This window comes from Pseudoalteromonas sp. N1230-9 (genome assembly GCF_032716425.1).
In the GTDB taxonomy this organism is placed as follows: domain Bacteria; phylum Pseudomonadota; class Gammaproteobacteria; order Enterobacterales; family Alteromonadaceae; genus Pseudoalteromonas.
The window spans coordinates 515,836-538,923 of record NZ_CP090419.1; the positions used below are offsets into that span (position 1 = coordinate 515,836).

The window sequence follows — 23,088 nt, forward strand, 5'->3', positions numbered from 1 at the left end:
CTTAACTCACTAGTTTGTTACGGCCACTTTCTTTGGCTTGATAAAGTTTTAAGTCGGCCTGTTTTATAAGTTCATCAAGGCTATAAACAGGCCCATTATGAAAGCCTATCGATAAGGTGAAGGCGATTTTATCTTTACTAAATTCAGTACTGTGCTTTTGGACAAAGAGACGAAATTTTTCTAATCGTTGGTATGCTTTTTCAGCGTCTTGATCTGCAAAGTACACCGCAAACTCTTCACCACCAAAACGACCAACAAGGTTATCTTTGAAGTAGGTTTGCATACATTGCGCTAGCCCTTTTAAAACTTCATCCCCTGCATCGTGGCCGTATTTATCGTTAATTGCTTTAAAATGATCTATATCGATCATTCCTAAAGAGACTTGATTGTTGGCAAGTTTAGCGGCTTTTAAGTGGCTATTTGCTTCACCAAAAAAGTAGCGGCGGTTAGGGAGTTTTGTAAGATAGTCAGTGTTTGCCTGTAAACGAATCGTTTTAATATTCTCAAGCATGTCGACGTTCTGGCTAAGCCGACAATAAAACTCTTCGCTATTAAATGGTTTACGCAGGTAGTCATCTGCACCTGATTTTAAAAAGCGTGTTGAAAGATGCAATGTATCAAGTGCTGATATACCAATAATTGCTTTTTCATCGTTTGAGTATAAACGGCGAATCTCGACACAGAGCTCATCACCGTTCATATTCGGCATTTCGTTGTCGGTGATAATAACGGAAATGGTTGGATTCTCAGCGAGGACTTTTAATGCTTGCACACCATCTTCAGCCTCTAATACTTGGTATTTATGCCGTGTGAGCAGGTTACAAATATGATGGCGAGTGGATGCAGAATCATCAACCACGAGTACTTGAACTTGCTCATTACGAGGCAGGCGAGCAAGTTGCTTTTCTAGGTATTGATATGCTTGTTTATTTTCTTTAGTGATGTAATCAATAATAGGGTGTTTTTCAACAATATTGCGTGTGGTTTCATCAAGGTTACCAGTCATTACGATGGTAGGGATGTCGGCTGCAATGGTACAAGGTACAGCTTCACCGGTTGGCGCATCAGGAAGAATAAAATCAACAACAGCGCAAAAGTAACTGTGTTGGCTAATGAGCTCTTTTGCCTCAGCTAAAGAACTGGCAATATCCGCTTCATAGCCAACTTTTTGCGCGATATGCTTTTGCACTCGCGCAATGGTTGGCGTATCTTCAATTATTAATAGTCTTCGAGTCACAACTTGCCTTGTAATAACTTATTGGTGAAACAAAAGTTATTACAAGTTTTAACCCTAAAAGGGTAAAAAAGCAAATTGTTATAAGCTGTCTGACTCAGAATAATATTCAACACTCTGCGATGTTGGACTTGCAATTCGAGAGCGACCAAATAAAGTGTGAAACTTAGTTTTGCAGGTTGTCTGTTTAAGGTATTTTATCCAAGCGCGCTCAATCGGATTAGTGGCTTCTAAATTACCTGTAACAACTTGTACAAATTGAGTTTGAAATTCATTTTGTGGTTCTAGGGTTTTGTTGTATAAACCCTTTAATATAACACCATGCTGTTCGAGAATGTCGGCTTCTAGCAAAGTGAAGTGACCACTACGACCAAAACCGCGTGGGAAATTTTGATCATCATAAAATTGACGTTGGCTTGCAAATGCCTGACGAAGTGATGAAATGTCAATGCTCATGGCTTTATCCTCATGCCCTAATTTCTTGCAGGAGTATGGATCAAGTTGTCGATTTTATTAAACAAGTTATTTTTATCGTAAGGGTAAAAAATGGATATCGATTTATTGAAGACTTTTGTTGAAGTCGTGCGCACGCGCCATTTCGGCAAAGCAGCTGAGAATTTATATATTACGCAGTCTGCGGTGAGTTTTCGGATCCGACAATTAGAGCAAGGTCTAGGTGTTAACTTATTTATTCGTCAGCGTAATAATATTCAATTAACAGCACCAGGCGAGCGATTATTGCCTCATGCACAAATGATCATAACTGGCATGCAAAGGGCAAAAGTCGATGTAGCTCTGGCAGATAATATGCACAAGCAAATTAGCCTAGCAGGCACCCCAAATGTTTGGGATGCATTTTTGCAGTTCGGTATTACTAATATAGTCTCTGCAATGCCTGGTGTGTCACTTGTGGCTGAAGTTAAGGCTCAACAAGAAAGCACTCGTTTATTACTAGAGCGTACATTAGATCTTGCTGTGCTGTTCGATCCTCCGAAGGTGGATGAACTTGTTGTTAAGCGAATATGTGAACTACCAATCATTCCTGTTAGTGCCTTTGAAGCTGCAAATAGTGAAAACTTTTTCGATAATCAGTATGTGTATGTTGATTGGGGAACGTCCTTTTCGTTATGGCATGCACGTGAGTTTAATGGCCATGCACCTCCTTATTTTAGAACCAGTACAGGACGTATAGCACTCGATTTAATTTTAAAATGTGGCGGCAGTGCATTTATTCCTCAACTACTGGTTGAGGAGCAATTAAAGGCGGGTGAGCTTTATCATGTTGAAGATGTGGCCCACACGTCCCGTGATGTGTTTGTTGCGTATCATAAAGACAATGAACAAACCCCACTACTGGAAAAATTGGTCAACCTCTTGATGGAGTTAAAAATAAGTTATAAGTAGTTCCTGTTAGGCGAAATTTCTAATATGATATATTATATCAATATTGCTTAGGGATGAATGTCTAATGGGATTCGATAAACGGACGTTTTGTATTTATGAGGTGTCTCAAAAAAACTCTCTGCTTGCGGGTGTGTTGACTGAATTTGACTTGTCAGACTTGAATAGCCATGTGTTATTACCTCATGAGTCTGTTAGTGTTTCACATGCGATGAAACTAAAAAAATACGTTACCCAAAAGCAGTTTGTTTTGCCTCCTAGTCTCTTAATTGGCCCGCTTGACATAAATTTATTTGCTTGGCGCACTGCGAGTGAAAAAGTAGCTAGTTGGGAAAATGAGAGCGATAAAAGCGAACACAGTATTTATTTAATTAAATGTGACTCCATAAACCAGCAACTTTATAATTTATTATCTAACAAGCAAGATTGGTTGATTGCAGATGGCCACCATCGGGTATTTGCAGCCAAACAGTTACACTCATCTCAAAGAAAGTTAATGGTTTGGCTTACAGCAAAAGAAGATGTTGTCGTGAAAAGTTTTACGCTTCAAGTCAAAATTTCAACCCCCCTGCACATGCAAACCCTTGTAAAGCATCTAGCGCAATTTGGTATTGTTGAATGTGATAAAAAGCTAGCAGATTACGCGCTTGTGAATAAAGACAAGACGAGGTACTTTTCTTTACACGGAAATAATGCTGACTCTTATCGTATTCAAACTCAGCTGCGTCAGGCTTTGTGCAAGCTACCGCAGTTTGTGAGCCTTGTTCCGTCATCTATTAGTACGACTAGCGAGGACGCATTAACGATCACTGTGTCATGCCGAGATCCATACATTGAAGATATATTTGCTGCCGCCAAAGCGGGCAAATACTTTCCTGAAAAGTCGACCTTATTTACGCATAAGGCCGACAGTCGAGTGCTTGATTATTTAAATCAACAGGCAGTTTGTGCTTAAAGCCCTCGCAGAGGGCGATACTTATAATTGTTTAAATGCTTCAAGCACTCTAAGGTTTTGCTCTGGAAGCCCGATAGTTACTCTGACAAAATGATCAAAACCAGATTCTAGCCAAGGTTTTATCATTATTCCTTGTTGCAGAAACAAAGATGCAACATGCGCAGACGGCTGCTTTACATCAATAAATAAAAAGTTGGCTAGACTTGGCGCGACAAAATACCCAAGCTCAGTGAGTGCGGTGCTGAGTTTTTCTCTTTCGCGGTTTGTTTGCGTGACTGTGTCTGCCAAATAAGCGGGATCTTGCAGTACAGCAATCGCCGCCAGTTGTGCCAGTCGATTTACATTGTAAGGTGTACGTATGCGATGTAGATAATCTGCTAATTGTGCATTTGCTATTACGCCGTAACCCACTCTAAGTCCTGCAAGACCATAAGCTTTAGAAAAAGTCCGTAATACCGCATAGGGACGAGGTTGAACTTGAAGTAGTGCTAAACTGTCGACAAACTCTTTATGGCCTTGGGCATATTCGCAATATGCTTCATCGATGACGATAACCGTATTGAGTGGACAGGCATCGATTATACGCTGTAGGTTTTTGGCATCAAACGTACAACCAACCGGGTTGGACGGATTGGCAAGCATCAGCATTTTTAAGTCTGGATGGTGTGCGATAGTATTGAGCCAATCATCAATTCGGTAGGATAGATCGCTTTGCATCGGCACTTCTAGGACCTTTGCCCCCATCATATTGGCGTAAATTCCATGCAGTGCAAAGGTAGGCTTGGCCACTAACACTTTATCGCCTTGATTAAGAAACGCCTTGCAGAGCATCGAGAGTACATCCTCAGAGCCATTACCGATCACAATTTGTTCTTTAGCAACGTTAAGTTTTGTAGCTAGGCGCTCGCTTAGCTCTGTGCATTGACTGTCTGGATAGCAGCTAGCGGTATGCAACTGTGCTTTAAATGCATTAAGTGCTGTTGGGCTCGACCCTAAAGGGTTTTCATTGACCGACAGGTTTATCATATTGGGGTGCAGATTGTGCGCTGTTGCTTGCTCAATGGTTTGCCCTGCCCCGTAGGGAGGCAGCGCAATCACTTCTTTGCGGGCGGGGTTTAGCATTGTCCTTGTCATGCGTTTTGCTCCTTGAGTGATGTGGGATTAAGTAAGCGATTAACTCTGTGATTAAAAAGCCAAATCTCAGATAGTGCTGTGACCGCAAGCCCTAATGTTATGGCGTACCAAACGCCTAAAATACCCAAACCAAAAAATTGTTGAAATAACCAGGCACCAGGAAGGCCAATGCACCAATAGCCGATTAAAGACAGCATGAGAGTGCTTTTAACATCGCCAAGTCCGCGCAAAATACCAAGCCCGATATTTTGCCACGCGTCAAAAAACTGCAAAAAGGCGGCAATAACAAGTAACTCTATGGCGATAACCACTACATCGGAGTTTTGTAATTCTTCAGCACTTAAAAATGGCAGCAGCACAAGTTCGGGGACAAATAAATAGATTAAGGCGAAGACCGTCATGACTGCTGCACCGCAAACAATGCCCAAATTGCCGATGCGTTTGGCATGATGAAAGTTTCCCGCAGCATTGGCTTCGCTAATGTAGATAGAGCAAGCGGATGAAATCCCAGCCGACACCATAAATACGATGTACACCATTTGGCTTACCACGTTATGAGCGGCTAAGGCATTCACTCCGAGTGTTGCTACAAATAACGCAAGCACGGTGAAAAATCCGGCTTCAAGCCCATATGTTGCGCCAATTGGCACGCCCATTTTCCATGTTTTGCTAAGCGCTTCGCGGTCGGTTTGCCAAAACTTCAAAGTGAGGTAAGGGCTTAGTACGTCATCACGTTTGGCAAATAGCACAAACAATAAAAATGATAAATACAGCACGATGCATGTTGCAGCCGCAACTCCCACAAAGCCAAGTTGTGGTAGACCAAACTTACCAAAAATAAGGCCGTAATTGAGCACAACCGTAAGAACAACAGACACACCTGTTATTAACATCAGAGGTCCTGGTCTTTTTAGCCCCACACTAAAGTGGCGTATACTTTGAAACCAAAAACAGGGTAATAATCCCAACGCGACAACAGCTAAATATTGTGTCGTCAAATTGGCAATAGACTCGGATGTACCAATAAACCTTAAGAAAGGTCCCATGGCAAACATTATAGCGGCGAATACTAGGCCTAAAAATGTCCCGATAAGCATGCTGGCGTTAAAAAGAGAGGTGATCTGATCTTGCTTATCCTTGCCGATTGCATCAGACACCAAGTTGCCTGTTGCCGTGACCACGCCCGTCCCCATGGTTCTAAATTGATTAAAAATACCAATGGCGAGACCGCCAGCAGCCAGCTCTAGTGGGCTCAACATGCCGAGCATGATGAGATCAATCGTTGCAATTGCCACGTAGAGCAGGTTAGTCAGAATAAGCGGCCCTGCGAGTTGGCTTACTTTAAAAATATCGGCGCGGGCTGAAGCTACCATAGCGTTACTTCCTCCACGTTTTCTTGTGTGATAGCAAAGTCGGCAACGGCTCGTCCGAGTGCCACGTCAGTAATAATCATGCCGCTGTTATAGACAAAGATAATTTCATCAGGGTGAGTTCGTGCCGGCTTCTCACCATTGAGTATTTCAGTCAATGTTGCATCAACAGCGGGTAGTTTACCGTTCTCGTCTAATAAATCGTCTCCGGTGACCTTCATTTGTTCTGCATCTGTTGTGAGCAATCTATCCGCTCGATGTAGCACCGATTTTTCGATTCCATAGCCAACTAAAATCACCACCGCGCCGGGTTTTAACCATTCATATTTAATGTTCTCTTTGGCGGATAATCCAGTAACGGCAAGGATCACGTCGGCTTGTCTTACTGAAGCTTCTAAGTCTTGTGATACCGCAACGTGTCGCTGTGGGTGATGAGCTTTTAGTTTTTGTTGAACTGATTCTAAACCTGCTTGGTAGCTGCCATGAACGGTTAGGTGTGTGAGTTGTGGTAATGCAGTAACGAGCATAGGTAAAGCGATTTGCCCTTGAACACCTGTGCCCACAACTAATGCATGCTTAGCATCTGAATGAACGGCATATTTTGCAAACAAGGCGGAGGTGGCTGATGTGCGCATAGGGCCTAGTTCTTTTACATCCATTAAAGCCACAGGATGGCCTGTGGCATCATCGCAAAGAAAGATAAAAGAATAGAACTGGTATTGGTTACGGCTTCTATCTGGGTCATATTCGTAGACCACTTTAAATCCTACGGTATTACTGGCAGCATCGCGACCGGCCATACTATAGGCAATGGAGCGGCCATCTTGTGGTGTCATAATGACTTTAAGTGGGTTGGCAGAGTCGGGATGATGCAGTGAGCGAAAGGCGTTTTCCACTACCTCAATAACTTTGCTATAGGGGAAATTAAGTTGCGCTAGTCGGGCTTCATTCAGTATCGGTAGCGTTGTTTGTTGGGTCATGGTTAGGCTCTCGCGGCAGGTTTATATTGCGTTAATAGGTCATCGAGTTCTTGCTCGATGTTAATGTCGATGAGGTCGTGTTTTGCCATCCAATCATCATTGAAGAGCGTGTCGAGATACTTCTCACCACCATCACAAACGAGCACCACAAATACGCTATCGGCGGGAGCAGTTTTTAATGCTTGTAGTGCTTCATAAATAACACCACCAGCCGAGCCACCGACCATCAGGGCGTAGTGTTTAGCAAGGTATCTGGCGGTATTAAACGCTTGTTTGTCAGATACCTTTACGCCTTTGTCGATAAGCTCGTATTCAATGACAGGCCCTATCTCTGCACCTTCTGGCGTACCCGTTCCAGATTGATGATAATTCAGCCCAGGCCCGCCAAAAATCACAGAACCCACAGGTTCTACACCAATCGTTGTTAGTTGATGACAACCTAAGTCGCGCAGAGCCCTTGTTGTGCCGCATAGCGAACCACCCGTGCCAACTGCACCGACAAGGTGAGTAATGTGCTCACCTAGTTCATGAAACACTTCTTGTGCGAGCCCATTATAGCCGCGGCTATTGGCAAAATTATTGTGTTGTGCTGTCCAAAAAGCCCCTTGTTCTTTTGCTAGTGTGGCAGCCATTGCGTCGCGAATATCGGTCGATAAGCTGTCATCTCCGGCTTCGCTAACGCAGATCACTTCTGCGCCAAAGGCTTTCATATTGCTAATTTTTTCTTTTGCCGCATGGTTATCTACAAGCGCGGTGAAGCGATAACCGCGCTCTGCTGCAAGCAGTGCAAGACCAACACCGGTATTGCCAGAGGTTGATTCAACAACCCAGCCTCCAGGCTTTAGTTGGCCACTGGCTTCTGCTTCATCTAACATGGATTTCGCCATGCGAATTTTAGCACTGCCAGTGGGATTAAATTGCTCAAGCTTAAGGTACAGCTTGCTGCCGTTCGGCAGGCTTAAAAACTGCATTAGCGGCGTGTTACCTATACTTTGCGATACCCTTAAATACGGGGTTAAATGCAATGTCGAGGCGAGCGGATGCTGCGCATTTATGTTCATAAATAGGCTCCTTTATGTTATGTCGTTGGGTATTTTTAGCTAAGTAGTTGCCAAGAAAGCATATTGCTCTCCCACGTTACGGCGATTTTTCGAGGTAATGGCATAGAGTGAAACTCGGATTCATTCGAGTCCATTTGATATCCTGCGGTGTTGAGATAAACCATAAGGTCATCGCGCTGTGGTAGTTGCGATAAGGGAATAAACCGCCAACTCAACATGTCACTATCTAGGCATGTTGCGCCGCCAAAGGCTACCCGATACTCTCCTAGTATGCCGTTTGAGTGTTGTGAGAGTAGTAATGGACTCGGTAAATATTCACTTTCAAACCATTGCTCTGACAATGATAAACTTGAGCCTGAAAGTGTCGCGATATAACAGTCGGATGTGCCAAGGTGGGGCTTAATCCCTTGTACTTTAAATAAGCTAATACCGGCTTGATCGAGCAGTGCGCGCCCAGGTTCAAGCATCAATGTAAGGTCTTTTAGCTGTAATGCTTCTAATGCACTTTGTCCATGCTCGTTCTTCACCGCCAAAATAGCGAGCAAGGTATCCTCAAGGCTTTGCTTGGTATAATAGGGGTAAAACCCTGCAAAGGTTTTACCTGCAAAAAAGCATTCAAAGTCCAAGGCGTGTTGCCAGTGTTCGTCCTCTAAGTAGGAAATTGGGAGGCCGCCACCAATATTAATTTTTGATGGCGAGAGTCCCATTTGCTGGGCCTCATCTATTGCGCTGACTAAAGTATGAATGCTGTTGCCACGTGCATGTGGGCAATAACCACTTAGATGACAGCTAAATCCTTCTAAGCCCACCCATTCTTTGTATTCTCTGCATTGGGTTAATAATGACGAAAGCTGGCACAGTGAACTGCCAAATCGTGAGGTTTTAGTCGATTGTGTTTGCAAACGTAGCAGCACTCGAGCGGGGATTTTTCGCTGCTTGGCTATGGCAATGACACAGTCTAATTCAGCATATGAATCAATGGCGATAAGCGCTTGATGAACAAGTGCTAAGTTAATAAGTGTATCTGACTTATGTGGGCCAGATACGCCAATTTTTACACCTTTAATACCCCCGCTTAAGGCAAGTTCAAACTCCTGTACACTCGCAACATCTACTCCAATATCGTATTCAGACGCAGCTTGGGTAAAGCACTGGGCTTTGTTAGCTTTTTTCGCGAAGTAAACCTCATGCTTGAGTCCCTGCTTAGTTAAAGCATCTTGCAGTGTTTCGATATTTTCAGTAAAGCGCTGTGGAAACACTAAGTGTAGCGGCGCGCCCAACGCCGCTATCCATTCAAATAGTTTAGCTTTACTTTCTATTAGTAAGCTTTGTGTTTGTGAATGAAGTTTTGCAGCGAGGGCGTTATTCATACAACTAACACCTCTTTGTTATTCGCACTGTCTAGTTTGTTAACGCGACGTTTTGCTATAAGGAGAAGGCCAACGGCTAGTAGCAGCAACCAGATTAATGGCGTGTAGCTGTTCACAGGTGTAGCAAATTCGCTGCTAAATTGAGGAATATCCGCAAGATTCGTGAGCGTTGGCTTTGCGCTACAACCATCACACGGTGCAAAGTCTCCTCTTTGATTGGCTTTAGCAATCTCGTTGGCAAAGAAACGTTGTAGTGCTTGATGATGAGCTTCAACTTCGCTCATAAAAGCGTAGTGACGCGTTAAACCGTTTCCAGCTAAATCAACCAATAGTGTTTGGACAATGAGCGCAGGGGAAAGATACTGTAGTTTTTGAGCGCTTTGTTGTTGTGCTTGCTGCGCGTTTAAAAAGCGTGCATCTTGAACTTCCATTGCGCGTTCAACAGAGTTTATTGTCGCAATTTTTTTTGTGGCGTAATCACTGGCGCCACTGCCATTTTTTGCAAGCTCTGGGTGGTCTTGAAAATACTGAGCTAAGGTTTTTTCACTCGCTTTTTGAGCATCATCGCTGGCTGCTCGAAGACTATCTATATAGTGAATACGTGAAGGCGTTGGGTCGAGTAAAGCAATGCTTGTATTGACCAAAGCTGGAACAACAATCACCAAGGCGAGCCAACAGGTAACGAGAGTCGCAGCATTGTTTGCGGCACTTTTGGCCCGACTATTAACCCAAGCTGTTAAAGCAATCCAAAACCCAGAATAACACAGTACAATAAGGTTATAGCTAAGTAGTTCAGTAACACCCATCTGGTCTCTTATGATAACCAAAAGCAGGCTACTTATGAGTAAAAATGGCATTACAATCAACGCACTTCGTAGTAGTAATTGGTAGGTGAGTAGATGCGTGGCACTGCCACCTTGAAGCATTAGTAGCCTTAATTGCCCGCCTTGGCGCTCACTGGCCAAGGCATTAAAACAAATGCTAATAATGAGTAGTGGCAGTAAATAGATCACCACAAAGCTTAAGTCGAACTGACCAAGTAACAGTGAAAGCGGGTGGACATAATCATATTGATGAACAATATGCTGCTTTTCTTTAATCAGCATTTTAAAGTAATACGGTAATACATCCGCTTGTCCCGTAGCGATAGGAGCCGTTGCGAGCGGAGTTTTAGTAGCATAATTTTGCATCAAGTAAAAAGCTTGTCCGCGCAGGTCGTACGGGTCTTCCCACCATTTATGATTTTCGGTACTCGCGAGCCTTTCGGGTAATCCTGCTTTAGCATTTTGAATTGTTTGTTGCTGCATTTGTTGAGCAGCAAGTACTACGTCGCGTTGCTTATTGGCAAAATAATGGGCGTTAAAGAATGCCACGATTGCGAGCACGCTGGTGGTAAGAAAAAGTGTGAGTACGAGTTTCTCTCGCCATAGGTTTTTAAGCTCAGTGGCTAATATTAGGCGCTTCATCTTTGTTCCTCTAAACGTAGCTTTTTAATTGCAAATAAACTAAGTAGCACCAGTACAATCAGCCAAAAGGCAAAGCTTATAAGGCTAATAACGTAGTGAGGCAGGTAGTGAGCAAAACGTGGATATTGGTATGAAAACTCAGGGATCTGCTGCCATAACTCTTTTCCAGCGGTGTAATGTCCCTGGGCCTTATGACCATGATCTCTTTGATTAAAGTTAAGGACTTCTTGCATTAGGCGACGATGTTGCTCTGCTGCATTTTCAAAAGATTGCTGGTGGCTAAAATCAGTGGCTGCGGTCGCCATCGAAAGTGTTTGTACTGCGATAAAGGGGGTTAGCAACCCTGCCAACTGGTAGCTTTGTGACTGTGCTTCAAGCTGTTCTAAACGGGCTTCAAATAAGCGATCAAAGATTTTGTCGGCGTACTGTTCACCAAATTGGAGTTGTGCTCCGGCATAATCGAAGGGTAAGTCTGCTACTTGGCTGACGCCATACTGGGCGAGTGTTTGCTGCTTAAATTTTTCAATCGCATCGAGGCGTGCATTGGTATAAACCTCGCTTTCAAGTTTTGCTTGAAACGCTTGACCAGACCCTTGTGGATGCAAGGTGGTTGCAATATTCATTGCAAGTTTTGGCAGTAATAATGTTGCGAATGCCCAAATAGTAAGTAATGTAATTAATGCGCGTCGTGCCGTAGGAAGTAGGCTTGAGAGTGTCGTAGTGATTAATGCCCAAAGCAATAGGTAAATTAAATAAGAGAGTAAAAATAGAGCACTTCTTAGCGTATAAGGTGCCTCGTTCGCAGTTTGGCTATAAAGTAAAAAAAGTGCAACGGGTAGCAAGAACAGGCATGAAAGTGTGAAAAGCACAGCACATTTAGCAAAAAACAACTTTGCTGGGCTTGCACCTGCTGCAAGTAGTTGTTTTAAAGTGCCTTGCTCGCGTTCCCGTGCAAGTAATGGGTAGCCAATTAAAATGATCAATAAGGGTAATAACACTTGCAACACGAAGGCGGGTGATAAGCTCCCAAAGCGCGACAACGGCACGTTATCTTGTGCGCTTCTAAATAAGCTATCGTTACGAATGTGCGCCTCTAACCTCAATACATTTCCTTGATAGGCTTGTAATCCATCATCGAGTGCTGCCAGCGGCGTGGTGGGCTTAACGACATAAATGCCGTAATGAGCGGCAGAGTGGGGGCCTTTCTCACCTTGGTTTAGCCAGCGTAATTGCTCTGATTGAGATACCTCGTTTACGGCTTGTTGATAGCTTTGATGGCTTTTAAAACCAGTCACACAGGCCAGTAATAATAACAAAATAGCAATGCCACTTAGCCAGAGTGCTTGACCTTGCCGCTTAGTATCGAGCCATTCTTTTTTAAAAGTACTTTGTAACATTAGGCGCCCACCTTGATATGCTTAAGGTATACAGATTCAAGTTGGACTTCTTTTAATTGTTCGAAAAGTAACGTGTCGACTAGTTGCCCTTGATTAATAATTGCAACACGATGCGCATCCTCTTGAGCACGGTATAAGTCGTGGGTCGCCATTAAGATTGCGACCCCTTGTTTCGCTAGCGATTGTATGAGTTGACTAAACTCATGGCTAGCTGATGGATCAAGGCCTGAAGTTGGTTCATCTAAAATCAATGCTTTAGCTTGTTTTGCAAGCGCTATAGCAATTCCTACTTTTTGTCTCATCCCTTTTGAATAGGTTGCAACGGGTTTATCTACAGCATGGCTTGGTAGTTTTACTTCAGCGAGTAGGGCACGAAATTCGTCATCGCTTTTGTCGATACTTGCCACTTTGCTGAAATAGGCGAGATTTTCAAGTCCAGTTAGACGAGGATAGAGAGCCACTTGCTCGGGAATATACGCTAAATGCTGCCTCGCTGTTACAACATTGAGTTGTGGGTTTACCCCTGCAATAGTGATTTCACCTGCATCAGGTTGTAAAAAACCTAACAGGCAATTAATGGTGGTTGTTTTTCCTGCGCCGTTAGGACCAAGCAGCGCTAAAATCTCTCCTTGATGTACGGCCAAGCTTAAACCTTGAAGGGCTTGATATTCGCCAAAGCGCTTTTGTAAGTTATTAATTTGAATAATGGGTGTGGTCATGATTTATCCTTAAAAGCTGACGCTTAATGATGCAATAAGTGTCCGGCCGCGACCTGGCGCGACGCCCCAATCTATGCCTTTAGCACCGCCAGACAGCCAGTACTCTTTATCAAATAGGTTTTCGGCCTTAATTCGCAGTGTGGTGTTAAAATCACTAAAGTGATATTTGGCACCTAAATCAAAGCGTGTATAAGACGGAAGGTTCAAATTGTTATTAACATTTTGCTCCCGTTCACCCACATGAAACATGCCTGCATTTACACTTAGGTTTTCTAAGAAAGGGAGTTGATAATCTAAAAATAAATTTGCTTGGAATTTAGGAACATTTGCAGGGCGGTTACCATTGAGTGCAGGTTCACCATCAAGCTCATCCAAACTAGGGTCCATAAATGTTATCGAAGCAACAGTTGATAGGCCCTCAATAAACGAGCCGCTGGCATTAAGTTCGATGCCTTTATGAGATTGGGTCCCGTCTTGTACAAAGTAATTGGTGATGTGGTTATGGTATTCCAGCATTTTTTCAATTTCGAATACGGCAACGGAATAGTTCATTGAGTCAGTTTGGTATTTTATACCGGCTTCTATTTGTTCACTTTCTTGTGGCCCTAACGATTCGCCCTCGTTAATTGCTCCACTGCCAATTACTGCTACGCCACCTTCTCCAGCACCTTCAGAGTAACTGGCATAAAAAGCGAGTTGATCGTTTGGGTTATAATTTAAGCCAATAATAGGTGTGTTGAAGGTGCGATCATCTAATGTTGATTTAGCTTGGTTTGGTGCGGTTTGATCTTTTTTATATTGAATATGACGCAGCCCTAGAGTCGCATAAAATACATCATTAAAATGCAGGGTATCGGTAATGAAAAATGAGCTTTCGGTTGTGTCGGTTGTTGTTGGGTCGGGGTATTCTGGGAAGACAGGTTTACTTACATGTATAGGGTCAAATATGTTACCAACAGGATTGTCTAACTCAAACCAGCGACCATCTTTAGATTGGTAGTCACGAATACTTGCGCCAACAACGAGTTCATGTTCAATACCTGCAGTAACAAGTTGCCCTGTAAAGAAGCTGTGTGCAGAAACCGTATCATAGGTTTCATCTGGCGTTACTTGAATACTTGCTGATAGAACACTTCCTTCTAAATCAACTGAATATATATCAGGAAAAATAGTGAACCGGTCATTCCCAGAAAGTGCGACTTGGTTAACCCACTGCCAGTTATCATTGAGCCAAAAATCCACTCGCGCCGCTATATTGAAGGACTCGGTTTTATATTTTGCCCAAGGTTGGCCAAGTAGTACTTCACTGGTATCTACATAAGGTGGGAGCACGGAACGGCTATCATCATTTGGGTCACGCGCTAAGCCAATAAGAGGTTGTGATACAGTACTTTTGTCTTGATAGTCGCCATCTAAGCGAATAAAAATACGGTCAGACAGTTGCCAGTCTAGAGCTGCGCTGAAAAAGTACCTTTCTAGGTCGTCACCACCAGTAAAGTCGCCATTTTTTTCTGCTGCGGCGTTGATACGATAACCAAACGTTTGCTCACTATCTAAAGGACCACCAAAATCTACATGAATATAACGGCCCGCACGACTACGAAATTCTGTCGTGATATCTAAAAAGGAGTCCATTGTTGGGCGCTTCGTTACATAGTTAATCGTGCCGCCAGGGTTGTTAAAACCCGAGACTAAGCTTGATGGACCTTTAATAATATCGATTCGTTGAATATTCTCCAGTGGAACATCCTGATAAGGAGCAAGAGCAAGGCCATCTCGTCTTAGACCGTTTGTCCAATCGAGTTGAAAGCCCCTCAGGCTGACAAAATCAAATACTGTGCCGATAGCCGTATTTTGTACAGATGCATCATTGGCAAGCACTTCGCTCAACGTTTTTACTCTTTGATTTGTTATTAACTCTTCAGAAAAAGATTGAATAGAAATAGGTAAAAACTGAGGATCTTTAATTCCTAGTGCCGAGGCATTTACATCTCGGGTACTATAAAGTGGTGTACGCGTACCTTGAACTTCAAGTTTTTCAATAGATTGAGTTGCAAATGATTGCATTGAAAATAAACCAGTAAGAGCACTTACTGTTAGAACAGACCTTTTCATTTTTTTCCAACCAGAATTTAAGTAGTGTAAGTAATTATTGTTTTGTTAAATGTTATAACGTAGCTAATAAAGCATGTTTAAATTTTAATTGGAAGTGATAATAGTTATCATTTTATTGTGTTTGTTTTTTTGTTTTGGGAATGGGGATAATAAAAAATGAGCGCTTATTGTGGCCCGTGGAGATCACCTTTACTAGCAAGTATTAAGTGAACAAAGGCATATTATTAGCCAGCTTATGCGTTGTTATATTATTACGTTTTTAGATATAAAGTTATTGTAAATGACTGTAAATGACTGTAAATGACTGTAAATGAATTTGTGATATAGCAAAGCAATTGTCTTTGTTTAAATTACTCGTATTGCTTCTAACATGAACTGAGCTTGTGTTTAGAGGTTGTGATGAAGTACCTTTTTTTAGAAAAAGCCCAACACATGCTACAGATTCTCTCATTTTATAACTAACTGATGTTGTTAAAAATATATTTTAATTACAAAAATAATTACCTTTTATGAATATTAATTGACGTTTTTATTTCAACTGTCATCTTTCTGTCATTTTTTGCTGGCACACTGCGCTCAATCAAACACGAGTATGTGTTTTTTGTTGCGATTATTGAGGAAACGACATGAAATTTGCAAAGTCTAGCTTATTCCTAGCTTTATTTGGTGGTTTATCTTTTTCTGCATTAGCTGATGTAGATTTATATGGTAAAGCCAACGTGACTGTTCAATCATCAGATGATGGCGAAGGGTCTTTTACTGAAATTAAAAGCAATAACTCACGTTTTGGCTTAAAAGGTTCTGAGAAGCTAACTGAAGGCTTAGAAGCTGTATACAAATTTGAGTTTGGTGTTGATGTCTCTGATGCTGATTCGAAAGGCGATAACGATGACAACATTACTGCACGTAACCAATATGTAGGTGTTAAAGGTGGCTTTGGTCAAGTTGTAATTGGTCGTAATGACACTGCAATGAAGCAATCTCAAGGTAAAATTGATTTATTTAATGACCTTGAAGGTGATATTAAAAACGTATTCAAAGGTGAGAATCGTTTAGGTGATTCTATCTCTTATGCATCAAACGATTTTAGCGGTTTCAAAGTATTAGCGACTTACATCGCGGAAGATGATGTAGATGCTGATGATGGTTACTCAGTAGCACTGACGTATGGTGACGCTAAACTTAAAGAAAGCAAAATATACGCTTCTGTTGCAGCAGACAGCGAAGTGAAAGGCTACGATATTGTTCGTGCGACAGTGCAAGGTAAAGTTGGCGACTTCAAACTAGGCGCAATGTACCAAACACAAGAAAAAGTAGATGGCAGTGCAGAGGCTGACGGCTATTTAGTGAATGCGGCTTATCAAATGAATAGCAATACATTTAAAGTTCAATATCAAGTAATTGACTTTGATGAAGGCGACAAGAAAACAGCTATTTCAGCAGGTGTTGATCACAAGCTAAGCAAAAACACCAAGGTATTTGGTTTCTACTCAACATTTGATACTGACAACCAAGTTGATCAAGACTACTTAGGTGTTGGTATTGAGTACAAGTTTTAATCCTCTAAAGGAATAACTCCCTTACTTGTTAGCCCAGCATCTGCTGGGCTTTTTTGTATGATCTGTCTTACGCTAAGGCGTAGTCGGACTTGCCAGCAAGCCAACGTTGAATAAGCTTTTCACTTTGTGTGGGGAATTGCTCAAGCATTTTAAATGCGATTGGGCGTACTTGTGTTAAGGTTTGTTTATCACGGCTCAAGTCAGCGATTTTAAAATCAGCTAAGCCTGTTTGTTTTGTTCCAAGTACTTCACCTGGACCGCGAATTTCGAGGTCTCTTTCGGCGATAACAAAGCCGTCATTGCTTTCTCGTAGCACTCCTAAACGTTTTTGAGCAGTTGCAGAGAGCGGAGCATGATAAAGTAATACACAGTGTGATGCAGTTGCACCACGACCAACACGGCCACGTAATTGGTGTAACTGAGCAAGCCCTAATCGTTCTGGATTTTCAATTATAATCAGGCTCGCATTGGGCACATCAACCCCCACTTCAATTACTGTTGTTGCAACTAATACGTGAATATTTCCCGCCTTAAACTCGCTCATAATGGCTTGTTTTTCAGCGGCTTTCATACGGCCATGTACTAAGCCCACCTGCAATTCAGGAAGTGCATTTTTTAATTGTTCGGCGCTATCTTCAGCTGCTTGGCATTGCAGTACTTCCGATTCATCGATTAAGGTGCAAACCCAATATACTTGACGGCCCTGCTCTTGGCAGGCTGTTTTGACCCGTTGAATAATTTCATCACGGCGAGTATCGGGGATTGCGACTGTCGTAATAGGCGTTCGGCCAGGGGGAAGTTCGTCTATGATAGAAGTTTCTAAGTCTGCATAAGCTGTCATCGCTAAAGTGCGGGGAATAGGTGTTGCGGTCATAACGAGTTGATGTGGGTAGCAATCACCAAAACGCCCTTTTTCACGCAGCGATAAGCGCTGATGCACACCAAAGCGGTGTTGCTCATCAATAATAATTAAAACAAGGTTATTAAACTCAACCTGATCTTGAAATAGCGCGTGCGTACCCACAATCATTTGTGCTTCGCCAGAGGCTATTTTTTCGAGTGTGACGGTGCGCTCTTTACCTTTGCTTTTACCTCCAAGCCATGCGACTTCAATACCGAGTTCTTTAAACCATTGGCTAAAATTGATGCCATGTTGTTCTGACAAAATTTCGGTAGGTGCCATAAGTGCCACTTGGTAACCTTCACTAATCGCTGTTAAAGCGCTCAATGCTGCGACTAACGTTTTACCTGAACCAACATCTCCTTGTACTAACCTCATCATTGGGAAGGGATGTTGTAAGTCTCCTTTGATTTCTGCAACCACCCGACTCTGCGCATTAGTTGGGCTAAAAGGGAGTTGTGTTAAAAACTGTTGTTCAAGTTGATTATGCGGTGTTAAAGCGACCGCTTTGACACTTTGACCTTTTTGACGAAGTTTTAATAAGCTGATGTTTTGTGCCAGTAACTCTTCAAATACAAGCCGTTGCTGTGCAGGGTGAAAGCCTTGCTCCAGTGCCGTTAAATCAACATCATTTTGTGGGCGGTGCAGAGTTAAAAGTGCATCACTTAAACGCATGCCAGTTGGTTGAAATCGTTCTGGCAATAATTCTTCTACAGGGTATTTTGCAAGTAAGTTGAGCGCCTGATCACTTAAAGCACGAATAGATAGCTGCTTCAGCCCTTCTGTGACAGGATAAACCGGTGTTAGGGTTGTGTTTGTTGGTTGCTCTGACGGAGTATCTGACAAACTATATTCAGGGTGAGTCATTTCAAAGCCAACCCGCCCACGGCGTATTTCGCCAAAGCAGCGTATGATTTTACCTGTACTCAGTGCATTTTTTTGTGCCGCATTAAAGTTAAAAAAACGCAGCGTTAAGCGACCCGTGCCATCATTCACTTGGCATACCAACATACGGCGCTTGCCAAATGTGATTTGGCTTGTTTCGACAGTGGCTTCAATGCTGACATGACTGTGAGGTTGTAAGTCACATATGGCATGTATACGAGTGCGGTCTTCGTAGCGATGAGGCAAATGAAACAGCATATCTTGCACTGTGTTTATTCCCAGCTTAGCAAGACGCTCGGCCATTTTAGGGCCAACGCCTTTTAATTCAGTAATGGGATAGTGTGCTAAGCTAGGGTGACTCAAAGGTGACTCAAATTATTAATTAGTAGACTTTTTTCAGTTTACTTGCACTCGTCAGTGGCTTCAAGCGTTTGCGTGTGCTTTAACGTGTGCCAAAAGATGTCATCAGCAACGATTTCGCCATTTTCATCAAGGGCAGGGTAGGGAAGCGCTTTTTCGCGGCATTGCTCAGCAATAATGGGATGGCAACCTTCAAACAAAATACGGTGCTTCACTTTTTCATCGAGCATATTACGGTTATACAAGCCAGCTTCTTCGCGTTGGCGTTGTGCTTCAAACAAAATAAGTGCCGCTGCGACAGAAACATTCAGCGATTGCACCATACCTTGCATAGGGATGATGATGTTCTTATCTGCATGTTCAAGCGCACGAGGTGAAATGCCATCACGTTCTTGCCCAACAATCACAGCGGTTGGTTTGGTGTAATCTATTTCACGAAAATCAACGGCATCATCAGTTAAATTGGTTGCCAAAATTTGCACATCGGGGTTGTGGGCTCTCATCATAGCAACAGCATCATCAATATTGCGGTGTAAGTGAGTTTCGAGCCAATTCTTACTCCCACCAGAGGTATTATTGGTGAGCCACTTTTGATTATCAGGCCACACAGCATGTACGTGATGACAGCCAGTGGCGTCTGCTGTGCGGGCAATGGCCGACAAATTATGATGCTTGTGTACTTCTTCTAAGCAAACGGTTAGGTCTGTTTGACGGCGATCTAACACGCGCTTCACACGCTCAAAGCGAGTTGTATCCATAGTTATGTGCTCGTTGGCAGATTCTAATTGGTGCTGATTATACGCAGTATAGTGCTAAGGCACTACCGCTCTACTAATTGGATTTTGTAAGGAGATCAGTGTCTCGGTGGATTGAATAGCCTCGATTGCTTGAATCTTATTAATTAACACATCTTGTAGATGATCAATAGAGCGTGCCATCACTTTGATAAATATACTGTAGTTGCCTGTGGTGTAGTAGGCTTCAACCACTTCTTCTAACTCTTTTAAATGTAATAAAGTTTGCGGGTAATCGCGGGCATTATTCAAGTTAATACCTATAAAACAGCATACATCGTAACCGAGTTGCTTTGCATTAATGCTTACCTGAGTGCCCGTAATGATGCCAGCTTGTTTCATCTTTTCGACTCTGACATGAATCGTGCCAGCACTTACAGCAAAGCGTTTAGCTAATTCTGCATACGCTGTGCGCGCATTTTCCATTAAGGCATTAAGGATGTTTTTATCGAGATTGTCGATTTGATAATTTTCCATCGTATTTCTTAGTGTTAATTGTTGAATCAATAAATTTTATAGCATTATTTTTATGAAAATTTCAATGTTAAGTTCTTTTTATTAACGGTTATTGAAAATAACCTTTATTTAGTTGAGGATTGTTTTAACGAAGAGATTTCAGTTCTCTATTAAGCAAGTAACAATAACTGGGAATGAGGCCAATTATTATGAGTTCACACTACCTAAAGCAACAGCAGCAAATAAGCAAAGTAAAACAGTTCTTTTCAAGCCAACTAGAACAACAATTAGGGCTTGTTGAAGTGCAAGCGCCAATTTTGGCTAAAGTCGGTGATGGTATACAAGATAACTTAAGCGGTACTGAAAATGCTGTGTCGGTAGCGGTGAAAACGATTCCTAGCAGTCAATTTGAAGTGGTGCACTCACTTGCGAAGTGGAAAAGAAAAACACTTGCAGATCATGGCTTCTCTGTAGGTGAAGGCCTTTATACGCATATGAAAGCACTTCGTCCTGATGAAGAATCATTAAGCCCAATTCATTCAGTGTATGTAGATCAGTGGGATTGGGAGAAAGTTATCTGTGAGAGCACTGAGCGCACTTTAGATAAGCTCAAAGAAACCGTCACATCGATTTATCAAGCAATAAAATCAACAGAGCGCTTTGTTGCCAGTGAGTTTGGTTTAACGCCGTTCTTACCAGAGCAAATTACTTTTGTGCACAGTGAACAATTACGACAAATGTATCCCGATTTCACCGCAAAACAGCGTGAAAAGGCCGTCGCTCAAGAATATGGTGCAGTCTTTCTAATTGGTATCGGTGGCGCACTTGCCGATGGGAAAATTCATGATGTGCGTGCCCCTGATTATGACGACTGGTCTACTAAAACCTGTAGTAAATTTGCCGGTTTAAATGGCGACATTCTAGTTTGGAACCCAGTGCTTGAAGATGCATTTGAAATATCATCAATGGGTATTCGTGTAAGCCCTGATGCACTTGCCACACAGTTGGCAATTACAGGTGACCAAGCACGCCTTGAGTTTGATTGGCATAAAGCATTGTTAGCGAAAAAATTTCCACAAACAATTGGTGGTGGGATTGGTCAATCACGTTTAGCGATGTTGTTGTTACAAAAACAGCATATTGGTCAGGTGCAAGTGGGTGTATGGCCAGAGCAATTGAAGCAGCAGGTTGACGGTATTCTTTAAGTTAACGCTTTTAGTTAAAAAGAGGCTTTAAACCTCTTTTTAACTTGTTTTGAACTCAACTTCGATTTTATTTTCTTCCAGCTTCACTTTACAAGGCGGGTATTGGCGATTAGTTCGTAATACTTTGTCAAAAATATGAATTTCGACTCCTGAGTGAAGCGCTTTATTCACGACCAATTCGGCATCTTCGAGTAAGTCATGCAGATGGTGTTCTAAGCTTGATAGCTTTTTCTCTAATTGTTCGGCTTGTTGACAATAATGGTTTTGTGTCGCGCCTATTTTTGCGAGTAAAAGCTTTTTCTTTTCAGCATCTTTGACTTGATCTGCTTTTTCAATGGCTTCTTGCAATGTATCAAGCTGAGAGTCTGTTTGTGCGAGGTCTTTTAAACATTGGTCGGTTTCTGCTGTCACATCGGCGCCTGATGCGGCAAGGTTTACAACCATTTTAGCCCCTGATTCGTTGCCAATTTCACCAGCAAGAATTATTTGCGCATCGAGGATTTCTCCGCCAAATAACTTACCTTGCGGGTTATCTTCTTGGCCAACTTGCAACAGCTTTTTGGCTTTCATGATACAGTGGCTCGATTGGCGCTCTATAATAATATTATTGGCTTCTAAGTAACTATATTGGCCGTGTGATAGGTGAATATCACCTTGGCTAATAATATTACATGATAGCGTTTTATCATCGAGCTGATGACCAATCACACCTTGCTTAATGGTTATATCGCCAATAGCTGATAGATGACCAGATTCAACTGTTCCCATCACTGTAATATCACCTTTGGCATTTATACGCATGCCAGGTTCGACATTGTGAGTGACAATAACACTTCCTTCAAAATCAACATGACCACTTTTAACGTTTACGTCAGCAATAGTGAAAATATCATCGACACGCATGCCATTAGCAATATCCACTGGCACGCCTGAAATTGCCGAAACTAATTCTAGTGGGTTATTTTTTGAAATCTCTGTGCCTTCGCCTGCAACAAGTGCGCTGCTTTCACCTGCTTTTGCGGGTAGCACATCGCCAGTGACGGTAAATCCCTCTTTACCAGGGGTCGCGGGAATTTGTTTTACCAATAATACACCCGGTTCAACACTGGCTAATTTACCAAAGTCGCGCATATCAACGGTGCCATCTTCGCGCAGTGTTGGCTTTTTCAATCGGTCTTTTAATGTTTCAACTTGTGGTACTAGCTTAGATGGCTGCCCATCAACAGGTAAACGGCCTTTTGCTACGACACCTTTTACCTTTTCTCCCGCAGGAAGCTCAAGTTGTTGTTGCAATAGCTTTTCTAAGTAGGCTTGTTTATAACCACGTGCGACACCTGCTTTGATTAGCTCTTTTTTGGCGTTTTCTAGGCTCATGATTGTGCCACCTTCGGCAAGGGTTAACTCGCCTGTAGCCAGCATTTTGTCATCACTGAGTGTTATTTCGAGGCTTGCATCATGCTTTGAAGCAACAACAAGCGTACGCTCTTTCATATCGGTTTTGAAAAAGTTGTTGATGGCATCATGATCCACTCTGCATTCACAGAAAGATGACTTCTCTAGTGCCTCAATGATAAAGGCAGCACTAGGTGGTGAGTGTTCATGAACATCCAATAAGATGTTTCCGTTATGAGCCAGCTTAAACACGTGGAGATCCTTTTATACTACGATAGCTAAAGGTATATATTTCTGATTAAAACTAGAGTTATTAACACAGATTGCTAGAGAA

The 23,088-nt window shown here is 42.4% G+C and carries 19 protein-coding genes; 4 read left to right on the top strand and 15 right to left on the bottom strand.

Going from position 1 to position 23,088, the window contains the following annotated elements:
* Position 1: 1 nt before the first annotated feature.
* Positions 2-1,237, bottom strand: coding sequence for a diguanylate cyclase (locus tag LY624_RS02495; RefSeq protein ID WP_341803798.1), 1,236 nt, complete (start codon positions 1,235-1,237; stop codon positions 2-4).
* 78 nt (positions 1,238-1,315) lie between these two features.
* Entirely contained in the window at positions 1,316-1,690 is a 375-nt protein-coding gene (locus LY624_RS02500; protein WP_130151724.1) for a DUF413 domain-containing protein, read from the bottom strand.
* 90 nt (positions 1,691-1,780) lie between these two features.
* On the opposite strand from LY624_RS02500, the gene LY624_RS02505 reads away from it, so the two are divergent.
* The gene (locus LY624_RS02505; RefSeq protein WP_341803799.1) at positions 1,781-2,638 is read left to right on the top strand and encodes a LysR family transcriptional regulator; all 858 of its coding nucleotides are present in this window, start codon (positions 1,781-1,783) and stop codon (positions 2,636-2,638) included.
* A 64-nt stretch (positions 2,639-2,702) separates the two neighbouring features.
* Entirely contained in the window at positions 2,703-3,590 is an 888-nt protein-coding gene (locus LY624_RS02510) for a DUF1015 family protein (RefSeq protein WP_445936718.1), read from the top strand.
* A gap of 21 nt (positions 3,591-3,611) precedes the next feature.
* Here the strand turns inward: LY624_RS02510 and hisC are convergent, their stop codons facing one another.
* Genes hisC through LY624_RS02555 form a run of 9 tightly spaced genes read right to left on the bottom strand, consistent with a single transcriptional unit; the run spans position 3,612 to position 15,202 of the window.
* Positions 3,612-4,724, bottom strand: a complete 1,113-nt coding sequence (gene hisC, locus LY624_RS02515; RefSeq protein ID WP_341803801.1) for a histidinol-phosphate transaminase — start codon at positions 4,722-4,724, stop codon at positions 3,612-3,614.
* Positions 4,721-6,097: an MATE family efflux transporter gene (locus LY624_RS02520; protein ID WP_341803802.1), complete on the bottom strand. Its 1,377-nt coding sequence runs from the start codon at positions 6,095-6,097 to the stop codon at positions 4,721-4,723. Before LY624_RS02520 ends, hisC begins: the two co-directional genes overlap by 4 nt.
* Positions 6,091-7,074: an ornithine cyclodeaminase gene (locus tag LY624_RS02525; RefSeq protein ID WP_341803803.1), complete on the bottom strand. Its 984-nt coding sequence runs from the start codon at positions 7,072-7,074 to the stop codon at positions 6,091-6,093. Before LY624_RS02525 ends, LY624_RS02520 begins: the two co-directional genes overlap by 7 nt.
* A 2-nt stretch (positions 7,075-7,076) precedes the next feature.
* Entirely contained in the window at positions 7,077-8,135 is a 1,059-nt protein-coding gene (locus LY624_RS02530) for a cysteine synthase family protein (RefSeq protein ID WP_130151730.1), read from the bottom strand.
* A gap of 35 nt (positions 8,136-8,170) precedes the next feature.
* Positions 8,171-9,505: an alanine racemase gene (locus tag LY624_RS02535; protein ID WP_341803804.1), complete on the bottom strand. Its 1,335-nt coding sequence runs from the start codon at positions 9,503-9,505 to the stop codon at positions 8,171-8,173.
* Positions 9,502-10,971, bottom strand: coding sequence for a DUF3526 domain-containing protein (locus LY624_RS02540; protein ID WP_341803805.1), 1,470 nt, complete (start codon positions 10,969-10,971; stop codon positions 9,502-9,504). The genes LY624_RS02535 and LY624_RS02540 overlap by 4 nt, the downstream gene beginning before the upstream one ends.
* A complete protein-coding gene (locus LY624_RS02545; RefSeq protein ID WP_130151733.1) occupies positions 10,968-12,368 on the bottom strand; it encodes a DUF3526 domain-containing protein in 1,401 nt (466 codons plus the stop codon). The genes LY624_RS02540 and LY624_RS02545 overlap by 4 nt, the downstream gene beginning before the upstream one ends.
* Positions 12,368-13,087: an ABC transporter ATP-binding protein gene (locus LY624_RS02550; RefSeq protein WP_130151734.1), complete on the bottom strand. Its 720-nt coding sequence runs from the start codon at positions 13,085-13,087 to the stop codon at positions 12,368-12,370. The genes LY624_RS02545 and LY624_RS02550 overlap by 1 nt, the downstream gene beginning before the upstream one ends.
* 9 nt (positions 13,088-13,096) lie before the next feature.
* Positions 13,097-15,202 carry a TonB-dependent siderophore receptor gene (locus LY624_RS02555; protein WP_341803806.1) on the bottom strand — a complete coding sequence of 702 codons (2,106 nt, stop codon included), beginning with the start codon at positions 15,200-15,202 and terminating at the stop codon, positions 13,097-13,099.
* Positions 15,203-15,828: 626 nt separating this feature from the next.
* Here LY624_RS02555 and LY624_RS02560 point away from each other — a divergent pair.
* Positions 15,829-16,761: a porin gene (locus tag LY624_RS02560; RefSeq protein ID WP_062567382.1), complete on the top strand. Its 933-nt coding sequence runs from the start codon at positions 15,829-15,831 to the stop codon at positions 16,759-16,761.
* A 67-nt stretch (positions 16,762-16,828) separates the two neighbouring features.
* Here LY624_RS02560 and recG read toward each other — a convergent pair whose 3' ends face one another.
* Genes recG through asnC form a run of 3 tightly spaced genes read right to left on the bottom strand, consistent with a single transcriptional unit; the run spans position 16,829 to position 20,178 of the window.
* The gene (recG, locus tag LY624_RS02565; RefSeq protein WP_237119727.1) at positions 16,829-18,910 is read right to left on the bottom strand and encodes an ATP-dependent DNA helicase RecG; all 2,082 of its coding nucleotides are present in this window, start codon (positions 18,908-18,910) and stop codon (positions 16,829-16,831) included.
* A gap of 38 nt (positions 18,911-18,948) precedes the next feature.
* The gene (gene trmH, locus LY624_RS02570; RefSeq protein ID WP_237119726.1) at positions 18,949-19,665 is read right to left on the bottom strand and encodes a tRNA (guanosine(18)-2'-O)-methyltransferase TrmH; all 717 of its coding nucleotides are present in this window, start codon (positions 19,663-19,665) and stop codon (positions 18,949-18,951) included.
* A 54-nt stretch (positions 19,666-19,719) separates the two neighbouring features.
* On the bottom strand, positions 19,720-20,178 hold the full coding sequence (asnC, locus tag LY624_RS02575; RefSeq protein WP_062567385.1) for a transcriptional regulator AsnC: 459 nt from the start codon (positions 20,176-20,178) through the stop codon (positions 19,720-19,722).
* 188 nt (positions 20,179-20,366) lie between these two features.
* Here asnC and asnA point away from each other — a divergent pair, with 188 nt between their 5' ends.
* A complete protein-coding gene (gene asnA / locus LY624_RS02580; protein WP_130151739.1) occupies positions 20,367-21,362 on the top strand; it encodes an aspartate--ammonia ligase in 996 nt (331 codons plus the stop codon).
* Positions 21,363-21,401: 39 nt separating this feature from the next.
* On the opposite strand, the gene LY624_RS02585 is transcribed toward asnA, so the two are convergent.
* Positions 21,402-23,006 (bottom strand): DUF342 domain-containing protein, encoded by a 1,605-nt coding sequence (locus LY624_RS02585; protein WP_341803807.1) that lies wholly within the window; start codon positions 23,004-23,006, stop codon positions 21,402-21,404.
* Between the last annotated feature and the right edge of the window lie 82 nt (positions 23,007-23,088).